The organism is Fibrobacter sp. HC4 (genome assembly GCF_023373925.1).
In the GTDB taxonomy this organism is placed as follows: Bacteria; Fibrobacterota; Fibrobacteria; order Fibrobacterales; family Fibrobacteraceae; genus Fibrobacter.
This window is the reverse complement of record NZ_JALCZV010000023.1, coordinates 12,635-37,618: the sequence shown is the minus strand read 5'-3', so window position 1 is coordinate 37,618 and position 24,984 is coordinate 12,635. Positions and strand designations below refer to the sequence as shown.

21 protein-coding genes are annotated in these 24,984 nt (G+C 50.0%); 14 read left to right on the top strand and 7 right to left on the bottom strand.

Translation table 11 applies throughout. The annotated features are described in order from the left end of the window. Positions 1 to 15: 15 nt before the first annotated feature. Positions 16 to 3,363: a transcription-repair coupling factor gene (gene mfd, locus MMG03_RS13495; protein ID WP_249506509.1), complete on the top strand. Its 3,348-nt coding sequence runs from the start codon at positions 16 to 18 to the stop codon at positions 3,361 to 3,363. A 232-nt stretch (positions 3,364 to 3,595) separates the two neighbouring features. Here mfd and MMG03_RS13490 read toward each other — a convergent pair whose 3' ends face one another. After that, a complete protein-coding gene (locus MMG03_RS13490) occupies positions 3,596 to 4,417 on the bottom strand; it encodes a TatD family hydrolase (RefSeq protein WP_073236193.1) in 822 nt (273 codons plus the stop codon). A gap of 138 nt (positions 4,418 to 4,555) precedes the next feature. Between MMG03_RS13490 and MMG03_RS13485 the strand changes: the two genes are divergently transcribed. Beyond that, the gene (locus tag MMG03_RS13485) at positions 4,556 to 4,753 is read left to right on the top strand and encodes a hypothetical protein (RefSeq protein WP_073161305.1); all 198 of its coding nucleotides are present in this window, start codon (positions 4,556 to 4,558) and stop codon (positions 4,751 to 4,753) included. A gap of 151 nt (positions 4,754 to 4,904) precedes the next feature. Here the strand turns inward: MMG03_RS13485 and MMG03_RS13480 are convergent, their stop codons facing one another. Together MMG03_RS13480 and MMG03_RS13475 are read right to left on the bottom strand one after the other, a co-directional pair. Beyond that, on the bottom strand, positions 4,905 to 5,186 hold the full coding sequence (locus MMG03_RS13480; protein WP_249506508.1) for a hypothetical protein: 282 nt from the start codon (positions 5,184 to 5,186) through the stop codon (positions 4,905 to 4,907). After that, complete coding sequence (locus MMG03_RS13475) at positions 5,120 to 6,427, bottom strand: hypothetical protein (RefSeq protein WP_249506507.1); 1,308 nt, start codon at positions 6,425 to 6,427, stop codon at positions 5,120 to 5,122. The genes MMG03_RS13480 and MMG03_RS13475 overlap by 67 nt, the downstream gene beginning before the upstream one ends. Before the next feature lie 141 nt (positions 6,428 to 6,568). Here MMG03_RS13475 and MMG03_RS13470 point away from each other — a divergent pair, with 141 nt between their 5' ends. The 6 genes from MMG03_RS13470 to MMG03_RS13445 all read left to right on the top strand — a co-directional run bounded on the left by MMG03_RS13470 (position 6,569) and on the right by MMG03_RS13445 (position 11,492). Further along, entirely contained in the window at positions 6,569 to 7,645 is a 1,077-nt protein-coding gene (locus MMG03_RS13470) for a hypothetical protein (RefSeq protein ID WP_073161307.1), read from the top strand. 27 nt (positions 7,646 to 7,672) lie between these two features. Beyond that, a complete protein-coding gene (locus MMG03_RS13465) occupies positions 7,673 to 8,125 on the top strand; it encodes a PIN domain-containing protein (RefSeq protein ID WP_073161308.1) in 453 nt (150 codons plus the stop codon). Between the two features lie 33 nt (positions 8,126 to 8,158). Then, positions 8,159 to 8,716 carry a hypothetical protein gene (locus MMG03_RS13460; RefSeq protein WP_073161309.1) on the top strand — a complete coding sequence of 186 codons (558 nt, stop codon included), beginning with the start codon at positions 8,159 to 8,161 and terminating at the stop codon, positions 8,714 to 8,716. Between the two features lie 72 nt (positions 8,717 to 8,788). Continuing rightward, positions 8,789 to 10,243 (top strand): Asp-tRNA(Asn)/Glu-tRNA(Gln) amidotransferase subunit GatB, encoded by a 1,455-nt coding sequence (gatB, locus tag MMG03_RS13455; protein ID WP_073161310.1) that lies wholly within the window; start codon positions 8,789 to 8,791, stop codon positions 10,241 to 10,243. A gap of 72 nt (positions 10,244 to 10,315) precedes the next feature. Further along, complete coding sequence (locus tag MMG03_RS13450; RefSeq protein ID WP_249506506.1) at positions 10,316 to 10,633, top strand: hypothetical protein; 318 nt, start codon at positions 10,316 to 10,318, stop codon at positions 10,631 to 10,633. Between the two features lie 124 nt (positions 10,634 to 10,757). Further along, positions 10,758 to 11,492 (top strand): IMP cyclohydrolase, encoded by a 735-nt coding sequence (locus MMG03_RS13445; RefSeq protein WP_073161312.1) that lies wholly within the window; start codon positions 10,758 to 10,760, stop codon positions 11,490 to 11,492. 180 nt (positions 11,493 to 11,672) lie between these two features. Here MMG03_RS13445 and MMG03_RS13440 read toward each other — a convergent pair whose 3' ends face one another. From MMG03_RS13440 to MMG03_RS13425, 4 genes are all read right to left on the bottom strand, one after another. Then, complete coding sequence (locus MMG03_RS13440) at positions 11,673 to 13,061, bottom strand: GntR family transcriptional regulator (RefSeq protein ID WP_073161313.1); 1,389 nt, start codon at positions 13,059 to 13,061, stop codon at positions 11,673 to 11,675. 73 nt (positions 13,062 to 13,134) lie between these two features. Next, positions 13,135 to 14,178: a family 16 glycosylhydrolase gene (locus tag MMG03_RS13435; protein ID WP_088666611.1), complete on the bottom strand. Its 1,044-nt coding sequence runs from the start codon at positions 14,176 to 14,178 to the stop codon at positions 13,135 to 13,137. Between the two features lie 314 nt (positions 14,179 to 14,492). Continuing rightward, positions 14,493 to 15,803, bottom strand: coding sequence for a LuxR C-terminal-related transcriptional regulator (locus MMG03_RS13430; protein WP_249506505.1), 1,311 nt, complete (start codon positions 15,801 to 15,803; stop codon positions 14,493 to 14,495). Between the two features lie 184 nt (positions 15,804 to 15,987). Next, positions 15,988 to 17,547, bottom strand: a complete 1,560-nt coding sequence (locus MMG03_RS13425) for a LamG domain-containing protein (RefSeq protein ID WP_249506504.1) — start codon at positions 17,545 to 17,547, stop codon at positions 15,988 to 15,990. Positions 17,548 to 17,805: 258 nt separating this feature from the next. Here MMG03_RS13425 and MMG03_RS13420 point away from each other — a divergent pair, with 258 nt between their 5' ends. From MMG03_RS13420 to MMG03_RS13395, 6 genes are all read left to right on the top strand, one after another. Beyond that, positions 17,806 to 19,077, top strand: coding sequence for a putative DNA modification/repair radical SAM protein (locus tag MMG03_RS13420; protein ID WP_088666609.1), 1,272 nt, complete (start codon positions 17,806 to 17,808; stop codon positions 19,075 to 19,077). Between the two features lie 108 nt (positions 19,078 to 19,185). Further along, positions 19,186 to 20,028: a TIGR03915 family putative DNA repair protein gene (locus tag MMG03_RS13415; protein ID WP_073161318.1), complete on the top strand. Its 843-nt coding sequence runs from the start codon at positions 19,186 to 19,188 to the stop codon at positions 20,026 to 20,028. 110 nt (positions 20,029 to 20,138) lie between these two features. Further along, positions 20,139 to 21,764 carry a cellulase family glycosylhydrolase gene (locus tag MMG03_RS13410; RefSeq protein ID WP_249506503.1) on the top strand — a complete coding sequence of 542 codons (1,626 nt, stop codon included), beginning with the start codon at positions 20,139 to 20,141 and terminating at the stop codon, positions 21,762 to 21,764. Between the two features lie 358 nt (positions 21,765 to 22,122). Beyond that, positions 22,123 to 22,944 carry a TIGR02147 family protein gene (locus tag MMG03_RS13405; RefSeq protein WP_073161321.1) on the top strand — a complete coding sequence of 274 codons (822 nt, stop codon included), beginning with the start codon at positions 22,123 to 22,125 and terminating at the stop codon, positions 22,942 to 22,944. A gap of 19 nt (positions 22,945 to 22,963) precedes the next feature. Next, positions 22,964 to 24,337, top strand: coding sequence for a LamG domain-containing protein (locus MMG03_RS13400; RefSeq protein ID WP_249506520.1), 1,374 nt, complete (start codon positions 22,964 to 22,966; stop codon positions 24,335 to 24,337). Continuing rightward, the gene (locus MMG03_RS13395) at positions 24,334 to 24,837 is read left to right on the top strand and encodes a PAS domain-containing protein (protein ID WP_249506502.1); all 504 of its coding nucleotides are present in this window, start codon (positions 24,334 to 24,336) and stop codon (positions 24,835 to 24,837) included. The genes MMG03_RS13400 and MMG03_RS13395 overlap by 4 nt, the downstream gene beginning before the upstream one ends. Positions 24,838 to 24,984: the final 147 nt, after the last annotated feature.

Below are 24,984 nucleotides of genomic sequence, written 5' to 3'. Positions count from 1 at the left end.
TCTTTACACCGAATTATGGAATCCTTATCAGAATTTTTAACCTTCGCCCACTCGCAAACCCTTAACGTTTTTCACAAGGTCAAGGGAGAGGCCATCCACGTAAACGGAGCGACGATTCCGCTTGCGGCCATGATGGTGGCGACTCGTTACTTGAAGAATCCGGAGCCCATTATTGTGGTGGCTAGGGATTACCGAAGTGCCGAGGCATGGGTTGAAAATCTGGAAAGCCTGGTGGGGGAGCAGTTCGTGCGATTCTTCCCTTCGGTGGGCCTGAAGCCTTACGAAAAGAAGGTTCCTTTTGAGGGTGTCCTAGAAGAACGTCTAAAGTTTTTTCGAGACGTAGATAAGTACAATTCCAATCATGGGGAGGCGCCCTTTATTACGGTTTGCCCCCTGGATTCCTTTATCATGCGCCTGCCCAGTCCGGGTGCCGTGATGAAGAACTGCCTGAATTTGAAGGTGGGTGACGTTCTTGAACCGTCTACGCTTCGCCCCTGGTTCATGGACCACGGTTTTGTGGAACAGCCTGTGGTTAGCGGGGTTGGGGAGTTCTCGGTTCGCGGTTGTATCGTTGACGTAAACTGCCTGCTTTACCCGCACCCGATCCGAATTGAATTCTTTGGCGACGAAATCGAATCCATTAGAAGTTTTGATATTTTCAGCCAGCGTTCTGTGGAGCAGATGAAACAAGTTCAGCTGTACCCCATGGGCGAATTTACCGTTCCCGAAAAGGAACTGTCTCGCTATAATGGCGAACAGGAAGGGCTCTGGTGGCACCGCGGTCGCTATGAACGTCTGGAAAGAAGTCTGCTGGATTACTTGCCGGGAGCCTCCCTGGTTTTCGAGGAACTTTCCCTGCTTTCGGAACAGGCATCCAAGACTTATTATGCTTACGAGGCAGCCTACCATGAAGTGCGTCTGGTGGATGAAGAAGCCTGCGCTCCCAGCGATTTGATTTACAAAATCGGCGAACTTTCCCGCGGCTTTGTGGGGCGCGCCTCCATGGACATGACCCGCGTCAAGGTGGATGACGGCAACTGGTTCGATCTTCATTGTAAGCCTCAGGATTTTTCATCTCACGGAACCGAACAGGTGGAACGTGAAATTGAGGAATTCACTGCGGCGGGCGGCACCGTTTATGTTGTGGCCCCCACCCAGGGGGGCCTAAACCGTTTGCGTCTTGTTTTTGGCAATTACCCCATCGAAGAATATATCCTGGGCAATATGACCGAAGGTTTCTGGCTTGAAGAAGACAAGGTCGCCTTCTTGACGGAAACTCGAATTTTCAATCGTCATTCCAATAAGGTCCGCAAAAGGAAAATCGCTGGCTCTGTTTCGGGTGCGTTAATGGTGGAATCCCTGAACCGCGGGGATTTCGTAGCCCACGAAGATCATGGGGTTGGCCGTTATTTGGGCCTTGTCCGTGTAGAAGTGAACGGCGGCATGGTGGACTGCGCCTTGCTGGAATATGCCGGCGGCGACAAGCTGAAATTCCCTGTGGCGGACCTTCAAAAAATTGAACGTCTCGATAACGGCGAAAACGAACCGAAGCTAGATAAGCTGGGCGGCAAGAGCTGGGAAAATGTCAAGAAGCGTGTCAAGCAGAAGGTCATCCAGATTGCCCGCGAACTGGTGGAACTTTACGCCAAGCGCGAACTGATCGATGGTTTTGAGTTCCCGCCTGATGATAGTCTGCAGCGTGAATTTGAAGACGCCTTTGAATACGATCCCACACCCGACCAGGTGAAGGCAACCGCCGATATCAAGAGGGATATGGAAAGCCATAAGCCTATGGACCGCCTGATTTGCGGTGACGTTGGCTTTGGAAAAACTGAGGTGGCCATGCGCGCCGCCTGCAAGAGTATCGCCAGCAAGAAGCAGGTTGCCGTTCTTGTTCCCACCACCATTTTGGCGGCCCAGCATTATGAAAATTTCATGGATCGTTTTGCGGGTTTCGGCGCCAACATCGCCTTGGTGAACCGCTACAAGACCACCAAGGAAAAGAAGGAAATTTTCAAGCAGGTGGCCGAAGGGAAGGTGGATATTCTGATCGGAACACACGCCTTGCTTTCTGAAAAGAATCAGTTCCACGACTTGGGACTTTTGATTATTGACGAAGAACAGAAGTTTGGCGTAAAGCAGAAGGAAAAACTCCGCGAGATGCGTCTGGCGGTGGACACCTTGAGCATGAGTGCCACGCCCATTCCCCGTTCCCTGCATTTGAGCATGACCGGCGTCCGCGATATTTCCTTGATCAATACGCCGCCGGTAAATCGCCTGCCTGTTGAAACCAAGTTGCTGAAGCGTGACGATGAAGTCATCAAGAACGCCATTGCAGACGAACTGGCCCGTGGCGGTCAGGTGTTTATCGTGAATGACCGCGTGCAGAACATTTACGATTTGGCCGACGAAATTCAGGAACTGGTTCCTAATGCGGTAATCGGTGTGGCTCACGGTCAGATGGACGATCGCGATCTGGAAAATTCCATGGACGCGTTCCTGTCTCGAAAGTTTGACGTTCTCGTAAGCACAAGCATTATCGAGTCGGGCCTGGACGTTCCTAACGCCAATACGATTATCATTATGAACGCCCATCATTTTGGCATCAGTCAGCTGTACCAGATGCGTGGGCGAGTGGGCCGCAGTAGCGTTCTTGCAAAGGCCTTGCTGGTGATTCCCGCCAAACATGAAATTTCTCCGGAATCCATGCGCCGCCTGAAGGCTCTGGAACAGTTTACGGACTTGGGCAGCGGCTACCAGCTGGCTATGCGCGACCTTGAAATCCGCGGTGCGGGCAACTTGCTTGGCCAGGAACAGCACGGCTTTATTGCCGAAGTTGGCTTTGAAACTTATGTGCGCCTGGTGAAGGAAGCGGTAGAAATGCTCCGCGGCGGTCCGCTGGAAAAGCCCATCCAGACTCGCGTGGAATTGGGTGTGGACGCCTACCTGCCCGAAGACTACATTCAGGATGGCCTTACCCGAATTTCGCTGTACCAGAGGATTTCCCGTGCGGCAAAGCCCAGCGACCTGGAAGCCATTGGCCAGGAACTGAACGACCGTTTTGGCCCTGTTCCCGAAGCGGCCAAGATGCTTTTGCTTGTGTCTGAAATTGGCCTGCATGCGGGCCGCCTGAAGATCCAGGGCTTGCAACAGAAGAAGGGGCTGCTTGCGGCCACCTTCGTGGAATCGCCCCCGGTTGGCCCCCGCGTGTTGAGCGAGATGTACGCCAACGCGTTGTTCCCCATGCGTATTATGGGCGGTTCACCCTTGCAGGTGGTGATTGAACTTGGCCGCGGCAAGGCGTCGGAGCTGGCGGAAAACGCCTTGAAGCAGTTCAAGGCTTTTGATAAAATTTCGGTTTAACGGCGTGAGAGCCCCCGAAATTGCGATTTTTACTAACCAAACTCCGTTTTTTGGTGTAATTGGTTAGTAGTTTTTCATAAAAAAATCCGTTCCGGGATAATTTGTGTTTTATTTTACTAACTAAATCTCTATTTTAAAGGAGTTTGGTCCGTAATCAAGACTCGCTACCCATAAAAAAGATACATACAAATTAAAATTTTACTGCCTAATTGGCCATTTGGCACCCGTTTGGTTAGTAAACCTGCGAAAACAGCCCATGAATTCGCTCCAAGCACTCCTGAATTCGGGAGGCAACGGCGGCTGAGGTGGAACAATCCGACGCTGATTCGCCTTTGGGGGTGTCTGTGCCATTTCGGGGTGGCACGTCTGCGCCGTTTGGAGTGTTTGCGTCGTTCGGTGAGAAACTTTCGTCGGCGTCGGTTTCAAAGCGGACTTGTTCCCGAGGGATTAGACCCATTGCGGCTGCCGTTGATTTTTTGCGGAAGGAGTCGGCGTGCAGCGAAAAGAGGGCCCGTGTACCCAGCTGTTGCAGTGTCGCCTTGATAATGCCAGCGTCCCCGCCGAAGCGGTGGAAAATGACCTGAGGGACCGGGGCGGTTTCCCGTTGGCAGCATTCCACGTCTGCGATCATTTTCAATATCCTGCTGTAATCTCCGACGCAGTGAACCTGAATGGGGCGGTTTAATTCCTGCGCCCACTTTACCTGTCTTTTAAAAATTAGCTCTTGAACTCCTGCGGACTCATATCCTTCAAAGCGCTTGTCTAGCCCGCATTCGCCAACGGCATAATCGCCGCTACGGAGAATCTGTTCTAGGCGGTTCATTTCTGATTCGCTCACTTGGGCGGCGGCCATGGGGTGTACACCGAAGGCTTGTGTCCATTTCGTTGCGGACTGGGCGTGCTGAACGTCAGTGATTTTCATCAGTTCCATCGATTTTTCCCATTCCCAGGGCTCGCAAGCCACGTTGTTGAATCCGCAATCGGCTTGTAAGAGGGCTTTGGCCACATCGGCGGAGTGGGGGAGTCGTGACAAATGGAGGTGAAAATCGAACATGTGTCAAAATATAGACTTGCTAGGTCTAAAAAATGCCTTTTTTTTTGCTCAAATTCTGTAAAAAAGGGTTGTTTTTCCAAACGAAAAAGCCTAATTTAGGGCTATAAGTTTTATCAATCCTCAAAAAAGGAGTTTCTAATGCGTGATTTGCTGGAAAAGGCACTGAATAAGGGTCTGTCTGTTTCTTTTTCTAATGAAGGTGGTTTCACTATCATTCGCATTGCCAAGGGTAGCGAAGTTGTTGCTAGCTGCAGCCTGGGTGTTGCTGACTTCCGCACCAGCGTCGAAGATTCCCTCCAGTCTCTCATGATGGATCTGGATCGCAAGGGTCTCTAATTTAAAGTCAAATTTTTTTTTGCGAGCGCTCGGCTTAAGCCGGGCGTTTTTTTGTTTGGGTTTATATGTGGGAAGGAACGTTTAACCTTGGGAATAAAAAAAGTGCCTGGCGCTAAACCAGACACTTTTTCAGAGAAATTCTCTAATGTGATTAGTTGATGCGGCCAACCAGGTTGCCAGACAGCATGTAGTCCTTGGTAGAACCGTAGCTGTGGAAACCAGCAGAGAGGCTGAAGCGGTCGGTGAATGCCTTTTCCAGGTAGATTGCACCGAGAACGTCCTTCACATGCTTCTGCTTGTCGCTAACACCGAATTCCTTGTGTTCGTTACGGTCAGCAACGTATTCGGCTTCGACGATGATGCGGTCTACAACCTTGGTGTAGAAGGTAACACCGCCGGTAACCGGGATAACCAGGTCGTCGGAAACGTCCATGAGGGCGCCTTCAGCGAAGATGTCCATGGTGTTGGAGACAACCGGCAGGTTGAACTTGGCGGAAACGTTGTGCTTGATGTCTGCATCGGCGTCGTAGATGGCGTCGAAGAGGTGCTGCGGTAAGCCAGCTGAACCTTCAGCTTTTCAAGACCTTCGAGGCCGTGGAAGTTGAATGCAGCACGGATGTCGCCTCTGTCTAGATTTTCAGACTTGCTGATGAGAGACAGGTACAGGTCCATGTTGTCGGTCGGGGTGAAGCCGAACTGCAACTGGTTTTCGGAAGCCTGAGTGGAGAGGAAGCCGTTTACGTAACCATCGATGTAGCCACCGAAGTAGTCACCGCTCTTGTCAGTGTTGTCCCAACGACCCACCTTGAAGGTGAAGTAGTCGGTGCCCTGCATTGCCCATGCTTCGTCCAGGGAGAAGTAGTCGGCTGCTGCAGTTTCTGCGGAGCTGTTACGGATCTGTTCCTTCTTGACCTTCTTGTCGATGTTGTCGTCGGAGGACTTCAGGTCGCCGGGGTAGAATGCGAGGCCGATCTTGCCCTTGAAGTCTTCGGTTTCAGCGAGGACTGCAAAGTTAGCTTCTCCGTTCCAGGTTTCCAGGTTGTCGCTATACTTGTCGTTTTCGGAAGACCAGAATACCTTGCCTGCTTCCAATTCGAAGTCAGCGTTGATGTCGAAGTTGATCTGGTTAACAGACATCACTGCGTTTTCGATCATCTTTTTCTTTTTACGCTTCTTCTTCTTGGGCTGAGCCTGTTCTGCAGCGGGAGCGGCTGCAACTTCGGCTGCAGGTGCTGCTTCGACGGCAGGTTCTGCGGCAGGAGCTTCGGCGGCCTTTACTTCTTCGGCCTTGGCTTCTTCTGCGGCAACAGCTTCTGCTGCGGGTGCTTCAGCGGCAGCGGCTTCGGCGGCGGGTGCCTGTTCGGCAGCGGCTTCGGCGGGAGCTTCGGCAGCCTTCACTTCTTCAGCGGGGGCAGCAGCGGCTTCAGCAGGAGCTGCTTCGGCAGGGGCGGCGACTTCGGCTGCAGGTGCTGCCTTTTCGGCGGCGGGAGCAGCGGCAGGAGCAGCTGCTTCAGTAGCAGCAGGAGCGGCCTTTTCGGCAGCGGGGGCAGCAGGCTGGGCAGCGGGAGCTGCGGCGGCGGGAGCGGCAGCAGGTGCTGCAGCGGGTGCAGATGCTTCAGGTGCAGCAAAGACAGCTGCAGCCATGATGCAAGAGGCTAAAAACATTTTCTTCATAGAGGGAACTCCTTTCACTAATTCCACGTTCAAATTTTAGTAAAAAATTTTGGCAGTATGGTAAAAAAAACTTTCCTTAGGGGTTTTTACTTTCATTTATCATTTAAAATGGCTAACTTTACGCTTCAAAAGAGGTGAATTTTGAAGAGATCTATCATTTTTGCATTGTTTTTTGCCGTTGCATTCGGTTTTTCACAAGAAACTCTGTCCGTTTATAAAAAGGTTGGCGGTACCGTAGACGAAAGTACCCCCGCAGCAACCCTCCAGCTTAATGACTGGATCAAGGAACTGCCCATTCCCCAGGATTCCGTAAAAAAGACCAAGATTGTCAAGGAAAAGGTGGAAGTCAAGGACAAGAAGGGCAATGTCAAGAAAGACAAGAAGGGACGCCCCAAGATGAAGACCGTCAAGAAGAAGGTGGTCTATTATGAAAAGGTAACTCCCTCTGAACCGCCCCGTTTCGTTCCCATCGATTGTAAGTATGGTGCCCTCTGGGTCAAGCGCGCCGACCTGGCCCGTTTCCAGCAGGCAGCCCAGGACCTGAGTGGCGAGTACGCCTCCGCAACCGGTCGCGTTGTCCTCAAGAAGTCTCCTACGAACCCCAGACAGTTTACCTTTATCATCCAGAATGGCCCCGAATCTGGTCGTGCCGAACTGGAAGCCAGCAATGTGGAAATGCGCGAAGCCGGCGGCCAGGGTCGCATGACCTATAGCGAAGAAGGCTGCACCGTTGACCTGGCAATCGCCAACCGTCGAGTGAAGGTGGCTCAGCGTGGCTGCTCCGAATACAACGTGGGCAACTACACTCTCGAAGGCGAATACAACGACTTCAGGGGCATCCGTCGCGTGGTCGAAACCTTCAACATGCCCGAACAGGCTTTCACCTACAAGTACTTCAAGTGGTGCGACAGCGGCTTTGATTCCTGCAAGGAAGAAAAGGATGAAAACGGAAAGGTGACCATCACCTGGAGTAAGGGCGGCAACGGCTTTATCGAACGTAAGGCTGGCGAAGAAGTCCATACCTATCGTCCCTTCGAACACGTGATTCCCCACAAGCGCGACTACTTCAAGGGTGAAAAGCCCGTGGCCATCAAGACCAAGCGCACCGATATTAGCGGTGAATGGTGGATCTGGTACTTCTACCCCAAGGCTGAACGATTCAGGATGGTTCGTGCCGGCATGCGTGAAGACATCGCCCAGATGGAAATCTACGAGTAATTACAGCAGGTCAGACACTCTAACTTTATGAACAAGGTTATAGAACAGTCCCGCATTCTATTTCTGGATACAAGCGCAGTTGTCCGCCTGCTCCAGATGCATCCGGACTTCTATCCTGTCGTTTCGTCGGTGCTGGACTATGCTTACGAAAAGAACATCACGATTCTGACTTCTAGCGTCACCCTGTTCGAACTTTCCCGCAAGGCCTGTGTGGCAGGGGAGGGCGTTCTTGCCCGCCAGTACCGTGAGTTCTTTGAACATTCCCAGAACGTTAAACTCTGTGACGTGAATGGCGAAATCGCGGTGAAGGCTGCAGAACTTTTTGCATCTGCCAATCGTACAAACCACAAGCTTTCCGAAGAAGATTCCCTGCGACTGGCCACGGCATTCGTGAACGGAGCGGATTGCATCCTTACCGAGAATGTGAACTTTGCGAACTCTACGGATATACCCGTGGTAACGCTGGAAGAAGTTTTATAATTATATTTGCGCCCGACAAAAGAAGGACTCGATATGGCAAATGAATATAAGATGCAAATGAACCTGACGTCTCGTCTGGACAAGTATTCCCTGAAGCTGCAGCAGCTTATGGTGAAGTCTAAGTTCACCCTCAAGGCTATGGAATACGGCGCAACCCACGGCATGCTCCGCGACCTGATCAAGTACGGTGTCGAAATTGATGGTGCTTTCAACAGCGTTGGTGACTTCTGCTTTTCTAAGACCACCTTGCCTCTGGAAGAATACGCCCTGGACATGACTGTTCAGTTTGATGCAGTGACTCTCAATGCCCGCCTGATGAGCATCAACATCTCTACCAAGCGCGTTAAGGATGGCAACACCGAAACGGAATATTCCTTCAACTTCGAAAAGGATGCAGACAAGGATGACTTCGACCTGGTAATCCCTTACTTCAAGGTCAAGGAAGCCGAAGAAGAAGACGATCCCAACAAGGTTGAAATGGGCGGCCTCCAGGATCTGGTCTCTGAATTGGAAGGCGGTGGAAAGGGCAAGTTCAAGAAAAAGAAGAAGCGCCCCTTTATCTACTACGATACATACTTCACCATTGAGTAATTTTGAATTGAGCCGCACTTTGTTAGTGTGGCTTTTTTCTACATTTTCTCTTGTAAATTTACTGGAGTTAATATGCCTAACTACTCTACCGTTATCGGTCTCGAAATCCATTGCCAGCTCGCTACCAAGACGAAGATGTTCTGCGGTTGCGAAATTGAAGTGAACACTACTCCTAATAAGCACGTTTGCCCGGTTTGCCTGGGTATGCCCGGTGCCATGCCGGTTCCCAACAAGCAGGCTGTGGAATACGCTATCCGCTTGGGTCTCGCTCTCAACTGCGAAATCGACCTGAACGCTATGTGGACTCGTAAGAACTACTTCTATCCGGACCTTCCTAAGGGCTATCAGATTACCCAGACTGGTGGTCTTCCGGTGTACGACCACCCGATTTGCAAGAACGGCTGGCTGGAAATCATCAAGGCCGACGGTACCAAGAAGCGCGTGGGCATTACCCGTATCCATATGGAAGAAGATGCCGGTAAGCTGATCCATGACATGAGCCCCACCGACTCTCACTTCGACGCAAACCGCTGCGGTACTCCGCTTTGCGAAATCGTGACTGAACCGGACATCCGTAGCCCGGAAGAAGCCGTTCTCGTTCTCAAGAAGATCAAGCAGACTTTGGAATACACCCGCGTTTCCAATGCTAACATGGAAAACGGCAACATGCGCTGCGACGGTAACATTTCCCTCCGCGCTTCCGAAGACGCTCCTTTCGGCACCCGTGCAGAAATCAAGAATTTGAACAGCTTCACTAACCTTGAAAAGGCTCTGAACGCCGAATACTACTTGCAGTCCGCAACGCTCGACGCAGGCAAGGAAGTGGAACAGTGCACCAAGCGTTACGACCCCAACGCCGACAAGACCATCGTCATCCGCTCAAAGGAAGACGCTCACGACTATAAGTACTTCCCGGAACCGGATATGGTCCGTCTCGTGACCGATCCTGCCTTCGTGGAAGAAATCCGCCGCACCCTTCCGGAACTGCCGGATGCACGTCGCGCCCGCTTCATGAATGATCTTGGCGTGTCTGAATACGATGCACAGGTTTTGACCGACGACCGCGACATCAGCGACTGGTTCGATACCGCTTCCAAGAACTGCAAGAACGGCAAGGTTCTCGCTAACTGGGTCATTACCGAACTCCTGGCAAAGATGAAGGATCTGGAAGGTGGCCTCGCTGACCTGAAGATCAAGCCGGAACAGCTCTGCGCTCTGGTGAACCTGATCGAAGACAAGACCATCAACGGTAAGATTGCAAAGACCGTCTTTGCCGACATGTTCGAAACTGGCAAGGATCCTGCAGACATCGTTAAGGAAAAGGGTCTGGTCCAGGTGGCTGACACTGGCGCTATCGAAGCTATTGTTCGCGAAGTTTGCGCTGCCAACGCTGCCCAGTTCGCAGAATTCAAGGCCGGTAAGGTGGCTCTGAAGGGCTTCCTGGTGGGTATGACCATGCGTAAGTCCGGCGGTAAGGCCAACCCGGGCATGGTGAACGAAATTCTCGACAAGCTGGCTCAGGAATAATCGGCCTAATCGCCACCCTTCGCTATGCTCAGGGCAGGCTCTGCTTCGCAAGTTGCTATGGCATTGAATCGTGTGTTTGCAATATTCGCATTTGCAATCGCCTGCGTCGCACTGACGCCGGCGGTTTCGTCTGCCGCCGACAAGCTGGACCAGTATGATTCCGCCTATGTCAATACCCTAAATATGACGGATGCTGAAATTGCCGAACTCTATGGTATTGATAGTACAAAGCTGGCGGAAGGTCCGACCTTGCAGGAACTGAACGAAGAGAACCCTAGCTATGTCAAACGCGAGTACGACCATAAACAGCAGGTCATAGTTGGTAGTGTTGTTATGTTGTGTGTAACCATCGCCATGGTGCTGATGAACAATTATAATCCTAAAAGATGAAAGGTTATAGGAGAAAGGATAAAGGCGAGGTTAGGCGCTTCGCGCATAATTAAGAACGGCGAAGCCGTGTAGCTATAATCTTTAAACTATAATCTTTAACCTATAACCTTATTTGAGGTACAATATGTCTTATACAGATGAAGCAAAAGAAAACTTCAAGGCTCTCACCAAGAATCCGTATCCCGGTCGTGGTATCGTTCTCGGCACCAGCCCCGATGGCAAGTCCTTCGTTCAGGTTTACTGGATCATGGGCCGCAGCGTCAACAGCCGTAACCGCGTTTTCGAAATGGAAGCTAAGACCGGCTTCATGAAGACCAAGGCTTTCGATGAATCCAAGCTCACCGACCCGCACCTCATCATCTACTATCCGGCTCGCCACACTGCTGATGTTCAGATCATCACCAACGGTGACCAGACTGATACTATCTATGACGCCATCAAGCTGGGCGGCACTTTCGAAAGCGCTCTGGCTACCCGTCAGTACGAAGACGACGCTCCCAACTTCACTCCGCGTATCTCCGGTATTCATTACAAGAATGCCCAGCCGGCTCTCTACAAGCTTTCCATCCTGAAGTCTCGCAACAACTGCGAAGACGCTGGCTGCGAACGCGCTACTTTCGAATTCGAAAAGGCTCTCCCGGGTCTCGGCCACTTCATCAGCACCTACGTGACTGACGGCAAGCCCATTCCTTCCTTCGAAGGTTCCCCGAAGCTGATGCCCATCTTCGACACCGCCGAAGAAAACCTGAAGAAGTACTGGAACGCCCTGGACAAGGACAACAAGGTTTCCCTGATGGTCAAGGTCATCGACCGCAAGACCTTCAAGGCTAAGACTTTGATCGTCAACAAAAACAAGTAAACTTGTTTTTGTCTAGATCAAAGTCAATTATGAATTACGATGTATGAATTATGAGACTTAGTTAGGCGGCTTCTCCGCGACTATTATTCTCGTAGTTCGTACTTAATAATTCGTAATTGGAAATGTTGTTGAAAAATGAAGGCCCCTTTTGGGGGCCTTTGTTTTTGTGGAATTGTTTCGCTATTTTTCAACAACATTTCCTAAAATGTGGTGGATTTTCTTTTTGTCGTAATATTCCGACGGATTGCTGATGCTGTAGAAAATCTGCTCTACCAACGCTTCGGTATTGAAGTCATAAGAGGGGAGTCGCAATAGGTAGCTTTCGATGGAATTGTCGAACCCCACCAAAACGGGACCGTATTCCGGCTGTTCCAATTTGATGTCGCCATCGTCATTCATTTCGATAAAGATGCCGGCCACTTCGTCGTTGACGCAAACCCAGGGAATGTTCGGCTTGCCTTGGCGGTCAGCGATTGCGCGCTGGGCCATAGACTTCAGTTTATCCTTTTCCAGGTTGCGGGCGTATGTTTCGACAGAATGCTTTTCCACATTCTTTCTGGCAATTTCCTTATAGTCCCAGGGACTTGCAAATTCATCGTCTGCGTAGGGGTGTACCTGCAGGCCCGAAGTCAACAGCCCCATAAGGCGATCCTTGGACCAGGAACTATTATGGTAGGGCGAAAAGTAGTTGATTTCCTTGACGCCCTGGCTCATCAGGTAGCGGCCTGTTTCCTGACCGGGATTTTCTCCGAAGGTGGAGTTGAAGAAGGTCCAGTTCAACTTTCGCAAGAATGTTTTGGGGACTGCTTCTTCGGGATGCTCCCACCAGACGGCCACGGGATACTTGGCGTCGGCAAAAAAGTTTAACAGGGGCTGGAATCGCTGCACCAGCAGAGTGGACAGGACGGCTCCCACAGCGTTGGGATAGTCTGAAAGTCTGCGTTCCTTTCCGCTACGGTCTACGATCTTGCCTGTTTCATCATTAATGCCTAATAAAGATAGCTTGTACCGTTCTGCGCCGGCCTTTCTATATACTAGACGCAAAAAATCCAGTTCGCGTTCACTTTCTGGCGTAAAACCGCCCCAACTGTTGCATCGAGTTACAAAAATCACTTCGCTGAGGGGGGAAGTTTCGTTTACAACCCTGTTTTGGGCAAAGAAATATTGTCTGCCGGACTTGTTCAGGACTCCCTGGGAAACCTTTCCATCCAGGAATTTGCGCAAGGTGTTCTGGGCTACGTTGTAACGCAGGGCCAGTTCCTTGGACTGGGGGAGGGACTTAGACGGCTTGAGGAGTCCGCGCTCGAAATCGCGGTCAAAAGCTTTTGCCAGACGTTCGGCCACAGTTTCGTGAACCATGGGTATATTCTGGCTGATCAGTTCCTTTCCCCAGAAGCACCCCTTTCCTTGAATTTTGCAGATTTTTCCTTCTTCCGTCAGTTCTTTCAGGGCGGACTGTACCGTACCCGAAGACGTGTTATAATGCTTCATCACATCTCTGATAGAAGGGAGGCGGTCTCCATCTTTATGGGGAGTATCCAATAAAATTTGCTTAATCCGGTTCTTCACGGACTACAAAATAAAAAAAGTCTGTACAATATTGCTACTGTACAGGCTTTGTTGTTTGGGGTTGGAGTCTTTTTTAGAGCTTGAAGTCTACGCGGTAGCGGGCTGCGTTAGCCTTGTTCACCATTTCGCCCTTGGCGTTGAAGGTGCCGCGAGAATTCTGGAGCTTTGCTGCAGGAGTGAGCTTCTTGATGGAAGACGGATCTTCAGAAGCGCTAGAAGCCGGATCGGCGGAAGCGCTAGAGGAAGGATCCTGGCTTGCAGAGCTTGTAACGGGGCTGGGTTCTGTATCCTGGGGAACCACGCCGTTGAAGCTTTCCTGACCCTTCTTGGTGAGGGCGAGGATCATCATGCCGTCCTGTGCGTAAATGTTCTTGGAGCTGATGTAGACTCGGTTGCCGTCAAAGGTCCAGTTACCCTTGAGCCAGCGGGAAGAGTCGAAAGAATCGAAGTTATCAACCCAGTCCAGAGTGAAGTCGGAACCGTTTTCGCCCTGACCCGGAGTGTACTTGTAAACCTTGACCCAGTTGATGAACTGGTAAACGGGGAGGATGGAATCGTCCCACGGGCCAACCCAACCTGCATCGGTATGGGACCAGAGGTTGAAACGGAGACCCTGGGGCTTCTTCTTCAGGTCTACGACCTGATCTGCACCCTTGCTGTTCAGTTCGCCAGCCTTGGTTCTGCGGACTTCGACACCATCAATAATCCAGGCCACGTAGTCCGGAGTCCATTCCATGACGTAGGTATGGAAGGCGGTGTTCACGGCGGGGCTCATGGGATGAAGCTTTTCGCTGTACTGTTTTCTGTCGGCGCAGCCATCGGCAGGACCGTAACCGGTAATGATGTTGGACTGGAATTCATTGGGGTTCTTGCCCAGAATTTCGATATCCACTTCGACCCAGGGTTCGTCGCAGCCAATGTAAGAATCGTTGTGGTAGAGGAACATGGAACTGACGGTGCCGGAACCGGCTGCCATCTGCATACGGGCTTCGAAACGACCGTATTCGTAGGTGTCCCTAGTGTAAAGTTCGGCGCCAGAGTAGTCCCTGTCGTTGGTTTGTGCGGAAACTGCTGCTGCAGCCATTGCCAAGAGAGAGATAGATTTTTTCAGGTTCATTTTGACTCCTTTTCTACACCGGAATCAAACATATAAACTGTCTAACTTTATAACAAGTTTAACGAGTGTTAATTTCTCAGCACTGTATCGATTGATGGGTTGTCTGGCAACAAAAAAAGGTAGCCTTCTCCCAATTGGAAGGCTACCTCTCTTTGTCCCCCAAGTGATAATGCTCTCCTATAAGAGGTGTCGGACAGAGAGCGTTTCTCCTTCTCAGGTATTCATAAAATAATAAGTTGGTATGATTAAAGCCATAGCCCATATGGGCTATATAAATGAAAAAAGGCAGGGTAAACTGCCGTTTTTTCGTGATTTTAGTCAAAAATGTTTTGGATCGCCTCTAGGAGAATCTGCTTGAGGGTGGGAGATACTCCTCCGATAAAACGCTCCAAGTCATTTCTTGTAAAGTTTGGATGGTATTCGTAGAATATCTTCACCTGTTTCTTTACTTCGTCCAAATTCCCATTCTTGTTGTTGCAGGCAATTACAAAAAGCCTTGCAAAGGGGATTTCGGGGTGGAACATCAGTACTTGCCTAGAAACTTTTTCGCAGAAATCGTAATTCCCCTGGAGGAAATAGATCATGGCCTTGGCTACGAATTGGAATGGCTGGTCCATACCGTTGGGGACAAGGCGGGCAATTTCATCAAGCTGCTTTAAGGCGTCTTCTTCGCGGCCCATGAGCATATACAGCTGGACCAGCAGGCGGCGGCACATGACGTTCAGCGGGTTGGACAGCAGGATGCCCTCGAAGTAGACGATAGCTTCGTTCTTCTTGCCCAACAGGATATTGTAAAGGGCCATGGTGAACATGGAATAGGCCGATGAGGGGTTGTTGCGCATGGTATCGCAAGCCAGTTCCCCAATTTTCTTGACGTATTCCTCTCCGTTTACCCAGTTTTCGGAAATTCCCAGGTAGTAGATTGATGCCTGACTGCACAGGACGTAGTTTCTGATGTCTCCTTCCACCGTGAGGGACTGAAGCATCGACATGCACTTTTCGAAACAGTCCCTGCTGCGGTTTTCACTCTTTATGATGGAGTATGACGTGGCGTACCACCAGGCGGGGGAGGCATTGGAGTTTTGTTCGAGAACCTTGGCTGCAGAAATGATCATGTTGCGGAACAGCACGATTGAATACTGGTCTGCGTAAAGATCAATTGCGCTTGCGTCATCCAGTTTAAGGTTCTGTGACCAGATTATAGCCTTGTTGTTGCCCTGGAGCAGTGAAATAAATGCCTGGTTGCCGTCTTGGGAAGCCGAAATTTTAATTTGATAGGTTGAATCCTGTACAATTTCGTCTGACAATCCGGTATTGATTAGGAACAGGCGGTATTCCTGGAAGTTTTCTACGATGCCGTGGAACAGTTCATAGACAAGGGGATGGTCCTTTATGTCGCTGTCGTGGATGACGCGAATGCGGACTTCATCGGAATTAACCCAGTTTTCGGCCGTTTCTGCGACTGCGGCTACTGCTTCCGTACGGTTTGAAACTTCTAGCGTCTTGTAGATGTTGGCCAGGTGGATTTTGACGGTGTTTTCTGAAATATTCAAGGCACGACAAATCTCGGCGTTTGTCAACCCCTTGCGCAGCAGGTCGAGAACTTCGAGCTGCCGGTTAGTCAATCCCTGTACTTTACACCTCTCGGACATCGTGCCAAATTTAGTCTATCGTTGACATAAAAATTGAATTTTTTCGGGAATGTTACAAAAAAAACATAAATATTTTGAAATTTGGGAGGGATGCTCCCTAAAAACGAAAAACGCCTGCGTTGAATATTGCGCAGGCGTTAAAATTTTTTTTGTGCGGTTAGTAGAGCAACTTGGAGGTTACGAGGATGTTGTCGAAACTTCCAGAAGTGTAGGCACTGCCTTCTCCGTCAGAAGTACAGCAGTAACTCTTATAGCCCACCAGGATTGAATTGCCATAGGCGGCATAGTATGTTCCTCTTGTAGAGGGTGTGTAGACCGTGGTGGTGGCGGTTTCGCCAATCAGTTCCCCATTGACATACAGGGAAATGGAGGTGCCGTCCCACTGGGCGGCTATCTTGTTCCAGCCTTCCTTGAAGGTGTACTTACCGCTAACCTTGATATAGCTGTCAGGCAAATTCTTGTAGAATACCAACTGATCGTTGACTTTCAGGATGGTCATTCGGCTTTCGTCGGTTCCGACCAGGGCTGCCTTGTACATGGATTCGAACTGTTCGCCGGGCTTGAATGAAAATTCAAAAGTACCCCGGGGAATTTTTTCGTCTAAGGCCGCCAATACGATTTTTTGCCCGTATTCCAGGCTTGCTGCCATACCGCTTTCGCCTTCAATGAGTGTGACTCCGTAGTTCTTTCCGCTGTCGAAGTCTTCAAAGAAGATGATGTCGTCATCGGAATTTTCGCTGTTGGAGGATTCTTCGACGATTACATCTTCACTGCTGGAGGATTCCTCGATGATCACTTCTTCACTGCTAGAGGAATCCTCGACGATCACTTCTTCGCTGCTGGAAGATTCTTCGATAATCACTTCTTCGCTGCTGGAGGAAATTTCTTCATCCTTGTCTTCTATGGAACCTTCGTTCTTGTAGCGGGGGATGATGGAAATGCGAATCTGGTCGTATGCGCCGCTGGTTGTCAGGGGGCTATACATACCGGGTCCTTCCATGCAGCAGGAACTCTTGTAACCGGCGACTAGCAAGTTGCCGAAAGGCTTACCGCGGTTAGAGGGCTTGTAGCCTTCTGTATGGGCAATCTTTGCCACCAGCTCGTCGTTCATCCAGACGCTCAGGTAGCCGTCACCCCACTGGCCGGCGATCTTGTTCCAGCCTTTCTTGAATTTGGCGGGACCCATGACGTAATAATGCTTGTCGGCGTGATTTTTCTGGAATACGAGCAGGTTGTTCATGACGAAGAAGTGGATGCGTGCTTCGTCGTTACCCAGGAGGGTTCTGTCCAGGTTGAAGAAATCTTCTGCTGGCTTGAACCAGAATTCGATGGTGCCCTTGGACATTTCGTCGACCATGTTAATGGTGAGGGGAGCGACTTCACCGGATGCGAGGGCGACGCCCTTGCCGCAGACGCCGTCTACAAGGGTTCCTTCTCTATAAATGCCTTCCATTTCATCGAGAAGCAGAGTGTATTCGTCGATGTGGAGGCTGTTCTTGCAATTTAAATTAGTCTGGATGGATGTTTCACCGGTATGGAGTACACCATTGCTTTCAAAATATTCGCTGACACCATCCGTTTCCAACTGTTTCCAGAGGGCGCTGGGAGTTGCGACGAATGTTTGGCTGGGTTGACTATTGTTGGCGATAGAATCGTTTACGTCGGAGCAGGCCATAAGGCTCAATGCTGCGGCGACCGGTACTAGGAACTTCTTCATTCTTTACTCCAATCCAAATGAGTTCTGTTGTCCTGTTGGGAAATTCATGTCATCCGCCGTAAAATATACATAAAACTTACACTCTAAAAAAAGGGTGGAAAGTGTTAAAAGGGCTACGTGCTGAAATATGATGACATTAATCACGGAAATATTTGATTTTTTATGAATTGAATTGAAAACTACGACTTGCTTTTTTGAGCACTAGTTATTATATTAAATGGTGTACAAAAGTGCATTTGTTTTTTGCGGGCAATTATAATGGACGTAAGGGAAAAGTTGAACATTTTGGCGGATGCGGCGAAATACGATGTTTCGTGTTCGTCTAGCGGTTCCAATAGGAACACTCCCAAGGGCGGGATGGGGAATGCCTGCCAGGCGGGTATTTGCCATACATGGGCGGCGGACGGCCGTTGCATTTCCCTTTTGAAGGTGTTAATGAGTAATGCCTGCAAGTATGATTGCGCCTATTGCGTCAACCGTCGTTCCAATGATATTCCCAGGGCGACTTTTACGCCTAAGGAATTGATCGACCTGACGCTGGAATTCTACAAACGTAACTATATCGAGGGCTTGTTCCTCAGTTCCGCCGTGGTGGGGAGCCCTGACGCTACCATGGAAATGCTCATCAAGGTGGCAAAGGAACTGAGGACTGTCCATCGTTTTGGCGGTTACATCCATCTAAAATCCATCCCGGGGGCTTCCGAAGTGTTACTGCACGAAGCGGGACTCTATGCTGACCGAAGTAGCGTGAATATTGAGATTCCGTCGGATAAGGCCCTGCAGTACCTGGCGCCCGAAAAGAATCATGCGTCGGTGTATCGCCCCATGAACTATCTGGCAGAGCGCAAACTGGAATACAATCCAGGGAAGGGCGTGTCCCGTTATAGCCCGAAGTTCCTGCCTGCGGGGCAGACGACCCAGATGATTGTGGGGGCGTCTGGCGAAACGGATTTTCAGATACTGACTTTGTCTAACGGTTTCTATATGCAACAGCAGATGAAACGCGTTTATTTTTCGGGCTACGTTCCTATCAATGCCGATAAGAGGTTGCCCGTTATAACCACCAAGCCGCCTCTGGTCCGTGAACATCGTCTGTACCAGGCTGACTGGCTTATGCGTTTCTACAAGTTTCAGTATAACGAGATTCTCGATGAGGCACATCCCAATCTTGATCTGGACCTAGATCCGAAGGTGGCCTGGGCCTTGCGACATCCGGAAATGTTCCCTATCGACATTCAGACTGCGGACTACGAAATGCTTTTGCGGGTGCCGGGTATCGGAGTTAAATCCGCAAACCTTATTGCCAATGGCCGGAGGTTCTGTAAAATCCGTCTGGAACAGCTGAAGAAGATGGGGGTGGTCATGAAGCGGGCCAAGTACTTCATCTACCATCCGGATACGCCTGCCAGTTTACGCCGGCTTTACCCTGAGATGGTGCGCCCGTTGTTGGTGGGGCCGTCGCAGCCTCTGCAATTGAATATGTTCGACGCCCTGGACTCTAGGCCAGCGATGCTGCCAGCTCATGCGTAAGCTTATCTCTGAGTTTGTCTCTGTAAGCCTGCCTCAGTAAGCAAGTTTCGATGGGACTGTCTTGGAAAATCTGTTTTATGAACCTTTAACTTTTAGTGGCTAGATATAATGTCTCTTAATATTTCTTACGATTCGACTTTTGATGGATTCCTTAGTGTTGTGTTCGAAATCTACCGCCAGCGCCTGGTGGTGGGGAACATTACGCCTGACCGTAGGGCGGGGGAGGATGCGGACTTGTTTATGCAGCCTTTCTGGGTGGAAACGTCCGAAGATTCTGCCCGACGTCTGAAACGGGCCATTGTGAATGCCGCCAGCGAAGATGTGCTGTGGATGTTGGATGTGGTGTTCCGTTCCGAGGTGGAGGGCGTTGAAATGCAGATGCTCTCCTACCTGCGTAAGCTGTTTGCGGGCCTTGATCCGAATTATGGTAAGAATATTGCGTCGGCTGAAATGCTCCCGCTGTACAAGATTGCCCAGGCCGTCCGCCGAGAAATCGGCGACATGCGCGGCATGGTCCGTTTTTCTAAAACGGACGACGGCTGTTACTTTGCGGAAATTGAGCCGAAGTACGATATCGTGACGTTGTTGACGGACCATTTTCTGCGGCGTTTTGTGAACGAGCGCTGGGCAATTTACGATTCAAGGCGAAATTATGGTGTCTATTACGATGGGCGTTCTCCTCAGGAGGTTACCATTCCCAATTTGAAGGCCCTGAAGGCGGGCTTGCCGCCTGATGCCATAACCCAATTGTGGAAGGACTATTATAACGCCATATCTATCAAGGAACGCGAGAATCCGCGGTTGTTGCGGCGGTGCCTACCGGTGCATTATTGGAAGCATATGCCCGAAAGGGATTTTGCCAATCAACTTTCGGCTCATTCTCCACCGCAGGTTTCGTTGCCGTCGAACGTGGCCAAGGCGAATTCCCTGGCGCGTCTGGCTAGTTTTTGATTTGTTGAGCGAATTTCTCCGGATAATGGTATAATTTTTAACACAGAAGCCTATTTCAGTCAAATAATTGTATCTTTCTTTTGGATAAGAATTAATGGAGAAAATGCGTAATGACTATGGCGTCTGCAAAACCGGGATTTTTTGTACAGGATCGCTACCTTTACAGCAAAGACAACGAAAAGACTATCTTACGTGGCGTAAACCACATGTTCATCTGGACTGATCGCGAAGGAAAGACCATTCCTGAAATCGCGAAGACCGGTGCCAATTGTGTGCGCATTGTCTGGAACACCCGTGGCCGAGTGAGTGATTTGGATAATATCATTGGTCTCTGCATTGCCAACGGTATGATTCCCATTCCCGAAATTCATGATACCACCGGTAACTGGGAAAAACTCCCCGAAGCTTTGGATTACTGGCTCAGCGAAGAAATGATGCAGGTGATCGCCAACCACCAGCAGTACCTGATTATCAATGTTGGTAATGAACCTGGTGATGAGGTTGTGCCTGCCGAAGACTTCTTCCTGGCGTACAACACCATCGTTACCAAGATGCGTGCTGCCGGTATCCGCATTCCCATCATGATTGATGCTGATATGTGGGGCCAGAGCGAAAAGAACTTGCTGGAAGTGGGGCCGAGGCTTTTACAGGCTGATCCTGAACATAATTTGCTATTCTCGATCCATATGTGGTGGCCTTCGGAACTTCATAATCCAGAAACTACAGGGTATGCAACCGTCGAAGACCGCGTCCGTGGAGTCCTTAAGTCTTCTGTCGACAAGAAGTTGCCCTTGGTTGTGGGTGAATTTGCTCCTGTTGCCGTAGGTGGCGCCAAGGAGATTCCCTATAAGCTGATTATGTCGGAAGCGGAACGCCTGGACATTGGCTGGTTGGCATGGAGCTGGGGCCCCGGTAACTTCGATAGCCCCGAAATGGATATGACGATCCATGGTTCTGTAAATACCCTGGTTGGCTGGGGTAAGGAAATCTGTCTGGATAGCCCCAACGGTATCCAGAATACCAGCATTATTCCCAATTTTATCCAGAACAAGGATTATGTGACTGGCTCCCTTTCTGTGGGGACGAACTTGATCCAGAATGGTGAGTTTTCTTCTGAAGAGGCTTTGTCTGGCTGGGTGACGGACTTCTGGGGCGGTAAGGCCGAGGTTTCTGTAAAGGATGGTGCCGCAAACTTCGTAATCAAGAAGGCTGGCAAGGAATCCTGGAATCTGCAGTTCAAGCAGCGCCTGTCTATGCGTCATGGCGTTACCTATGTTTTTAGCATGCGAGCCAAGGCCGACAAGCCCCGTACTCTCCATGTGAATATCAAGAAGGACTCTGACGAATATACGCCCTATGCAAATGGACGTATTTTGGACTTGAGTACCAGCTGGCAGAACTTTAGCTGGAAGTTTACCATGAAGGAAGAGTCTGACCCCGAAGCACTGCTGATTTTCGATATGGGTGGCGTTCCCACTTCCTGGAGCCTTGCTGATATCAGCCTAGTTCAGGCTCGTAGCGTGGCGGATCGTCTAAATCGATCATTCCAGCGCAATGTGCAGAAAAATTCCGGCTATTTCAATTCTCCCAACGTTCCTTGGGAACTGCACCTGTACTCTACCAAGGGTGAACTTCTTGAAGTTCTGGACCGTGGCAAGGGTGGCGAAGGTATGCGTCAGTATCCTAAGACCGAACGAGGTGGCATCCTTGTGGTCAAGGAAGTTAAGCTCGGATAGCGATTCCTGATACTAGGAAATTTTGAATGCGGATCCCGTCGGCGTGTGCTGGCGGGATTTCTTGTTGCGTTAGCGTTGTATTGTTTGCGTTGTATTGTCTGCATTGTATTGTTTGCATTGTACCGTTAGCATTGTATTTTCGCTTTTGTATCATAGGTTTTTCTATCGCGATTTTGCCTAATTGGTTCTGAAGTTTTAACATTGTGCTGTTTATCACGTATTTTTGCAATGTTTGTATCATGAAAATACTTGAAATGTATGAAAACCTTAGATTGGTTCTTGTAATACGAAAAAAATAAGCTAATTTTGTATCATAAATATTTGAATCCTTTTGATACAAAACTATATTCATCATAACATGAAACAGGTCTTGGAATACGTCAGCTATCGCGATTATCTGCGCGATTATTACCAGGAACGCAAGGCGCGTTCTGGTTTTACCTGGCGTGACTTTGCTAAGGCTGCCGGATATTCGTCGCCCGTGTTCCTTAAGTTGGTGTGCGACGGTAAAGCTAACCTTAGTGATGTGGGGACGGAACGAGTTGCTGCCGCTATCGGCCTTGCCGGTGTCGAACTGCAGTACTTCCGTCTGATGGTCAATTTTGACCAGACCAAGGATTCTCTGATCAAACGTAGTCTTTATAACTCCATGCGTGCCCTCGCAAAGGACAACTCCATGGAAGTTATGGGGGAGGAGGCTTACGTTTACTACGAAGACTGGCTGAATCCGGTCCTTCGTGAGATGGCACCCAGGATGCACGGCGCTTCCCCCACCAAGATGGCGGGACAGTGCGTGTTTCCTGCGGATGCCCAGAGTGTGAAGCAGTCCCTGGATCTTCTTGTGAAGACCGGTTTGCTCCAGAAAGATGAAAAAGGTGAGTATCAGAAGTCGTCGAAGTCCGTTACCACGGGAATCCGTGACGGGGAAAGCATGGCGATCCGAGAAATGCATCGTCAAATGGGCGATCTTGCTGTAAAGTCCCTGGATCAGGTTTCGATGGACGAACGAGATGTGTCTGGCATGACAATCGGTATATCCAAGGAAGGCTTTTTCCGTATCAAGAATGAAATTGCCGATTTCCGTAGACGCATCGCCGCCATTGTCATGGAAGATGACGATGATGATCGAATCTACCGCCTTAACTTGCAGTTGTTTCCGCTTACGAAGCCTGCTAAATAGGAGGGGTAGCTTTGTGAAGATGTTTTTGATTTTCTTATTTTCGCTTGTGATGCTCCTTTGCGGATGCAGCCCGGTTGAAACAGCCGGCGGTGTCAGTGAAGAAACCAATTCCGTTTCTGGAGTCCTCGTCGCCGCTGATGGAAATTTTGCAAGAAATGTCGTTATTCACGCCCGTCACAGTGCTAAGTCTGACCAGCTGTTTGTTGATACGACTGATGAAAATGGCGCTTTTGGCTTTAGCATCAAGGAATATGGAGAGTACGTCCTGTCTTCTCATAAGGCTGGACAGGCCATATACGAGACTTTTGTGTACACCGGTTCGGATCTGAAAATGAGTTCCAAGATGACCACGGTCAAGACGATTCAGGGCAATCTGGTTTTGGATGGTGTTTCCAGTCCGGAGGACGCCAAGGTCGGAATTCCGGGCACGGATTGGGTTTCTTCTGTGAAGCCTACCGGGTACTTTGTCTTGAGCAATCTGCCGTTGGGAACCTATAATTTGACCGTTTCTTCGCCGGATCGTGAACGCTTTGATGATGCGGAATACACCCTTGTGCTGGAAGGTGATTCCTACTGGCTGAACGGTCCGCTCCCCAGGGGTATCGTTCACTCCGAGCCGGTTGATGTGTCCGTAAATTCTAAAGGCGTGTCTTATAATGGCGTTTCTGAAATTACGCTCCCCATGATCGATGTGGACTATAAGATTCAGTATGTGTGGACTATGGATTCTGTGCTTGCGTTGCCTTCTGATTCCGGAACCGGCTACTACCTTCTGGATGATATGGGGCACGAGACCGAGACGGTCTTCCTGTATGAGCCTGAATTTACCGAAGGTGTCGATGGCAAGGCAATCCGCTTCGTGGCTTCTGATTATGCTGCTGTAGATACCAGCGGCTTCCTGGATGTGGATTCCCTGACGGAACTGTCTATTGAAGGCTTCTTCAAGTTCAACAATCCTGAGGCTTTTGCGGTAGGTGAGTTCCAGAAGAATATCTTGAGCAAGCGGAGCGACGATTACATTGAAGAAATGATCGGTGTTTCCCTAATTAGCGGAAAATGCGGTGCAGTTGAGCCTAGGCTGGCGTTCTACTCGGTGAATGTCAATAATCCCACCTGCGAGTACATGGCGGTCTCTCAGCGTGCTGTGCCGGCTGGCGAATGGATTTATGTGGTGCTCACCTGGAGGCGAGGCATTGCGAAGATTTATCAGAATGGGGTGTTGACGGGTCGTATTGACACGGGCCTCCGTTGGATGGAAAACATTTCCAAGCCGCTCTATATTGGCGGTGACGGGCTGGACTTCGAAATGGATGATGTACGTTTTGGGTTTAAGGAAATATCATCTGCAGAAGTACTTTACAGGTATTATAAAAGGTTAGGAGGACAATTATGATTGACGAAAGAAAAGGTTCGGTGGAGCAGGCCTATTTCGAGGCCAATCGTCATGGCAGGCTCATCAAGGCCAACAAGCGCTTTTGCCGCATGTTTGGCTTTGAAGAGGGCGAAATCGAATGGCATTACGTAACGGATCTGTGCCGCAATGCCAAAGACTGGGATAACTATGTCAATTCCCAGATGCTGCCCAGCACTGTCTTGCGCATGAAAAACCGTAAGGGGCGCAGCTTCTGCTGCAAACTCTTTACTCATCTGCGCCAGGATGGTGACGGCGAACTGCGATACGATGTTTCTGTCCATCGTGTTTCTGCGACTTCGCCCGTGGTTGCTGCCCCTGCCGCCTTTGTTGAAAGTCGTGTGTTCCTTGCTAGATGTGCTCACTGCGGTAGTCAGATCCGCGTGGAGTCTGCTAACGAGGTTCGTTTCCGTCGAGTATGCGACCAGTGCGCTGCTCGCGAATATCCAGAAGCTTACGCAATCCGCTGTGCCCAGGTGTGATAGGAGGACCGGTTAGGAGGACTGGTTAGGAAGGAAAGGGGATAGGAGGTTTTGCGTAGGGGTGACCGGTCGGATCCATTTGGGGGTGTCCGATCGGTCGCTTTTTTTTGTGAACTTTTTATGGGGGTTCGTCGGGCGGGTCCGTTA

Coding starts and splice junctions, on each gene's coding strand:
- mfd (WP_249506509.1), top strand. CDS start 16: ATGGAATCCTTATCAGAATTTTTAACCTTCGCCCACTCGCAAACCCTT.
- MMG03_RS13490 (WP_073236193.1), bottom strand. CDS start 4,417: ATGTTCGATTTTCACCTCCATTTGTCACGACTCCCCCACTCCGCCGAT.
- MMG03_RS13485 (WP_073161305.1), top strand. CDS start 4,556: ATGCGTGATTTGCTGGAAAAGGCACTGAATAAGGGTCTGTCTGTTTCT.
- MMG03_RS13480 (WP_249506508.1), bottom strand. CDS start 5,186: ATGGACGTTTCCGACGACCTGGTTATCCCGGTTACCGGCGGTGTTACC.
- MMG03_RS13475 (WP_249506507.1), bottom strand. CDS start 6,427: ATGAAGAAAATGTTTTTAGCCTCTTGCATCATGGCTGCAGCTGTCTTT.
- MMG03_RS13465 (WP_073161308.1), top strand. CDS start 7,673: ATGAACAAGGTTATAGAACAGTCCCGCATTCTATTTCTGGATACAAGC.
- MMG03_RS13460 (WP_073161309.1), top strand. CDS start 8,159: ATGGCAAATGAATATAAGATGCAAATGAACCTGACGTCTCGTCTGGAC.
- gatB (WP_073161310.1), top strand. CDS start 8,789: ATGCCTAACTACTCTACCGTTATCGGTCTCGAAATCCATTGCCAGCTC.
- MMG03_RS13445 (WP_073161312.1), top strand. CDS start 10,758: ATGTCTTATACAGATGAAGCAAAAGAAAACTTCAAGGCTCTCACCAAG.
- MMG03_RS13435 (WP_088666611.1), bottom strand. CDS start 14,178: ATGAACCTGAAAAAATCTATCTCTCTCTTGGCAATGGCTGCAGCAGCA.
- MMG03_RS13425 (WP_249506504.1), bottom strand. CDS start 17,547: ATGAAGAAGTTCCTAGTACCGGTCGCCGCAGCATTGAGCCTTATGGCC.
- MMG03_RS13420 (WP_088666609.1), top strand. CDS start 17,806: ATGGACGTAAGGGAAAAGTTGAACATTTTGGCGGATGCGGCGAAATAC.
- MMG03_RS13415 (WP_073161318.1), top strand. CDS start 19,186: ATGTCTCTTAATATTTCTTACGATTCGACTTTTGATGGATTCCTTAGT.
- MMG03_RS13410 (WP_249506503.1), top strand. CDS start 20,139: ATGACTATGGCGTCTGCAAAACCGGGATTTTTTGTACAGGATCGCTAC.
- MMG03_RS13405 (WP_073161321.1), top strand. CDS start 22,123: ATGAAACAGGTCTTGGAATACGTCAGCTATCGCGATTATCTGCGCGAT.
- MMG03_RS13400 (WP_249506520.1), top strand. CDS start 22,964: ATGTTTTTGATTTTCTTATTTTCGCTTGTGATGCTCCTTTGCGGATGC.
- MMG03_RS13395 (WP_249506502.1), top strand. CDS start 24,334: ATGATTGACGAAAGAAAAGGTTCGGTGGAGCAGGCCTATTTCGAGGCC.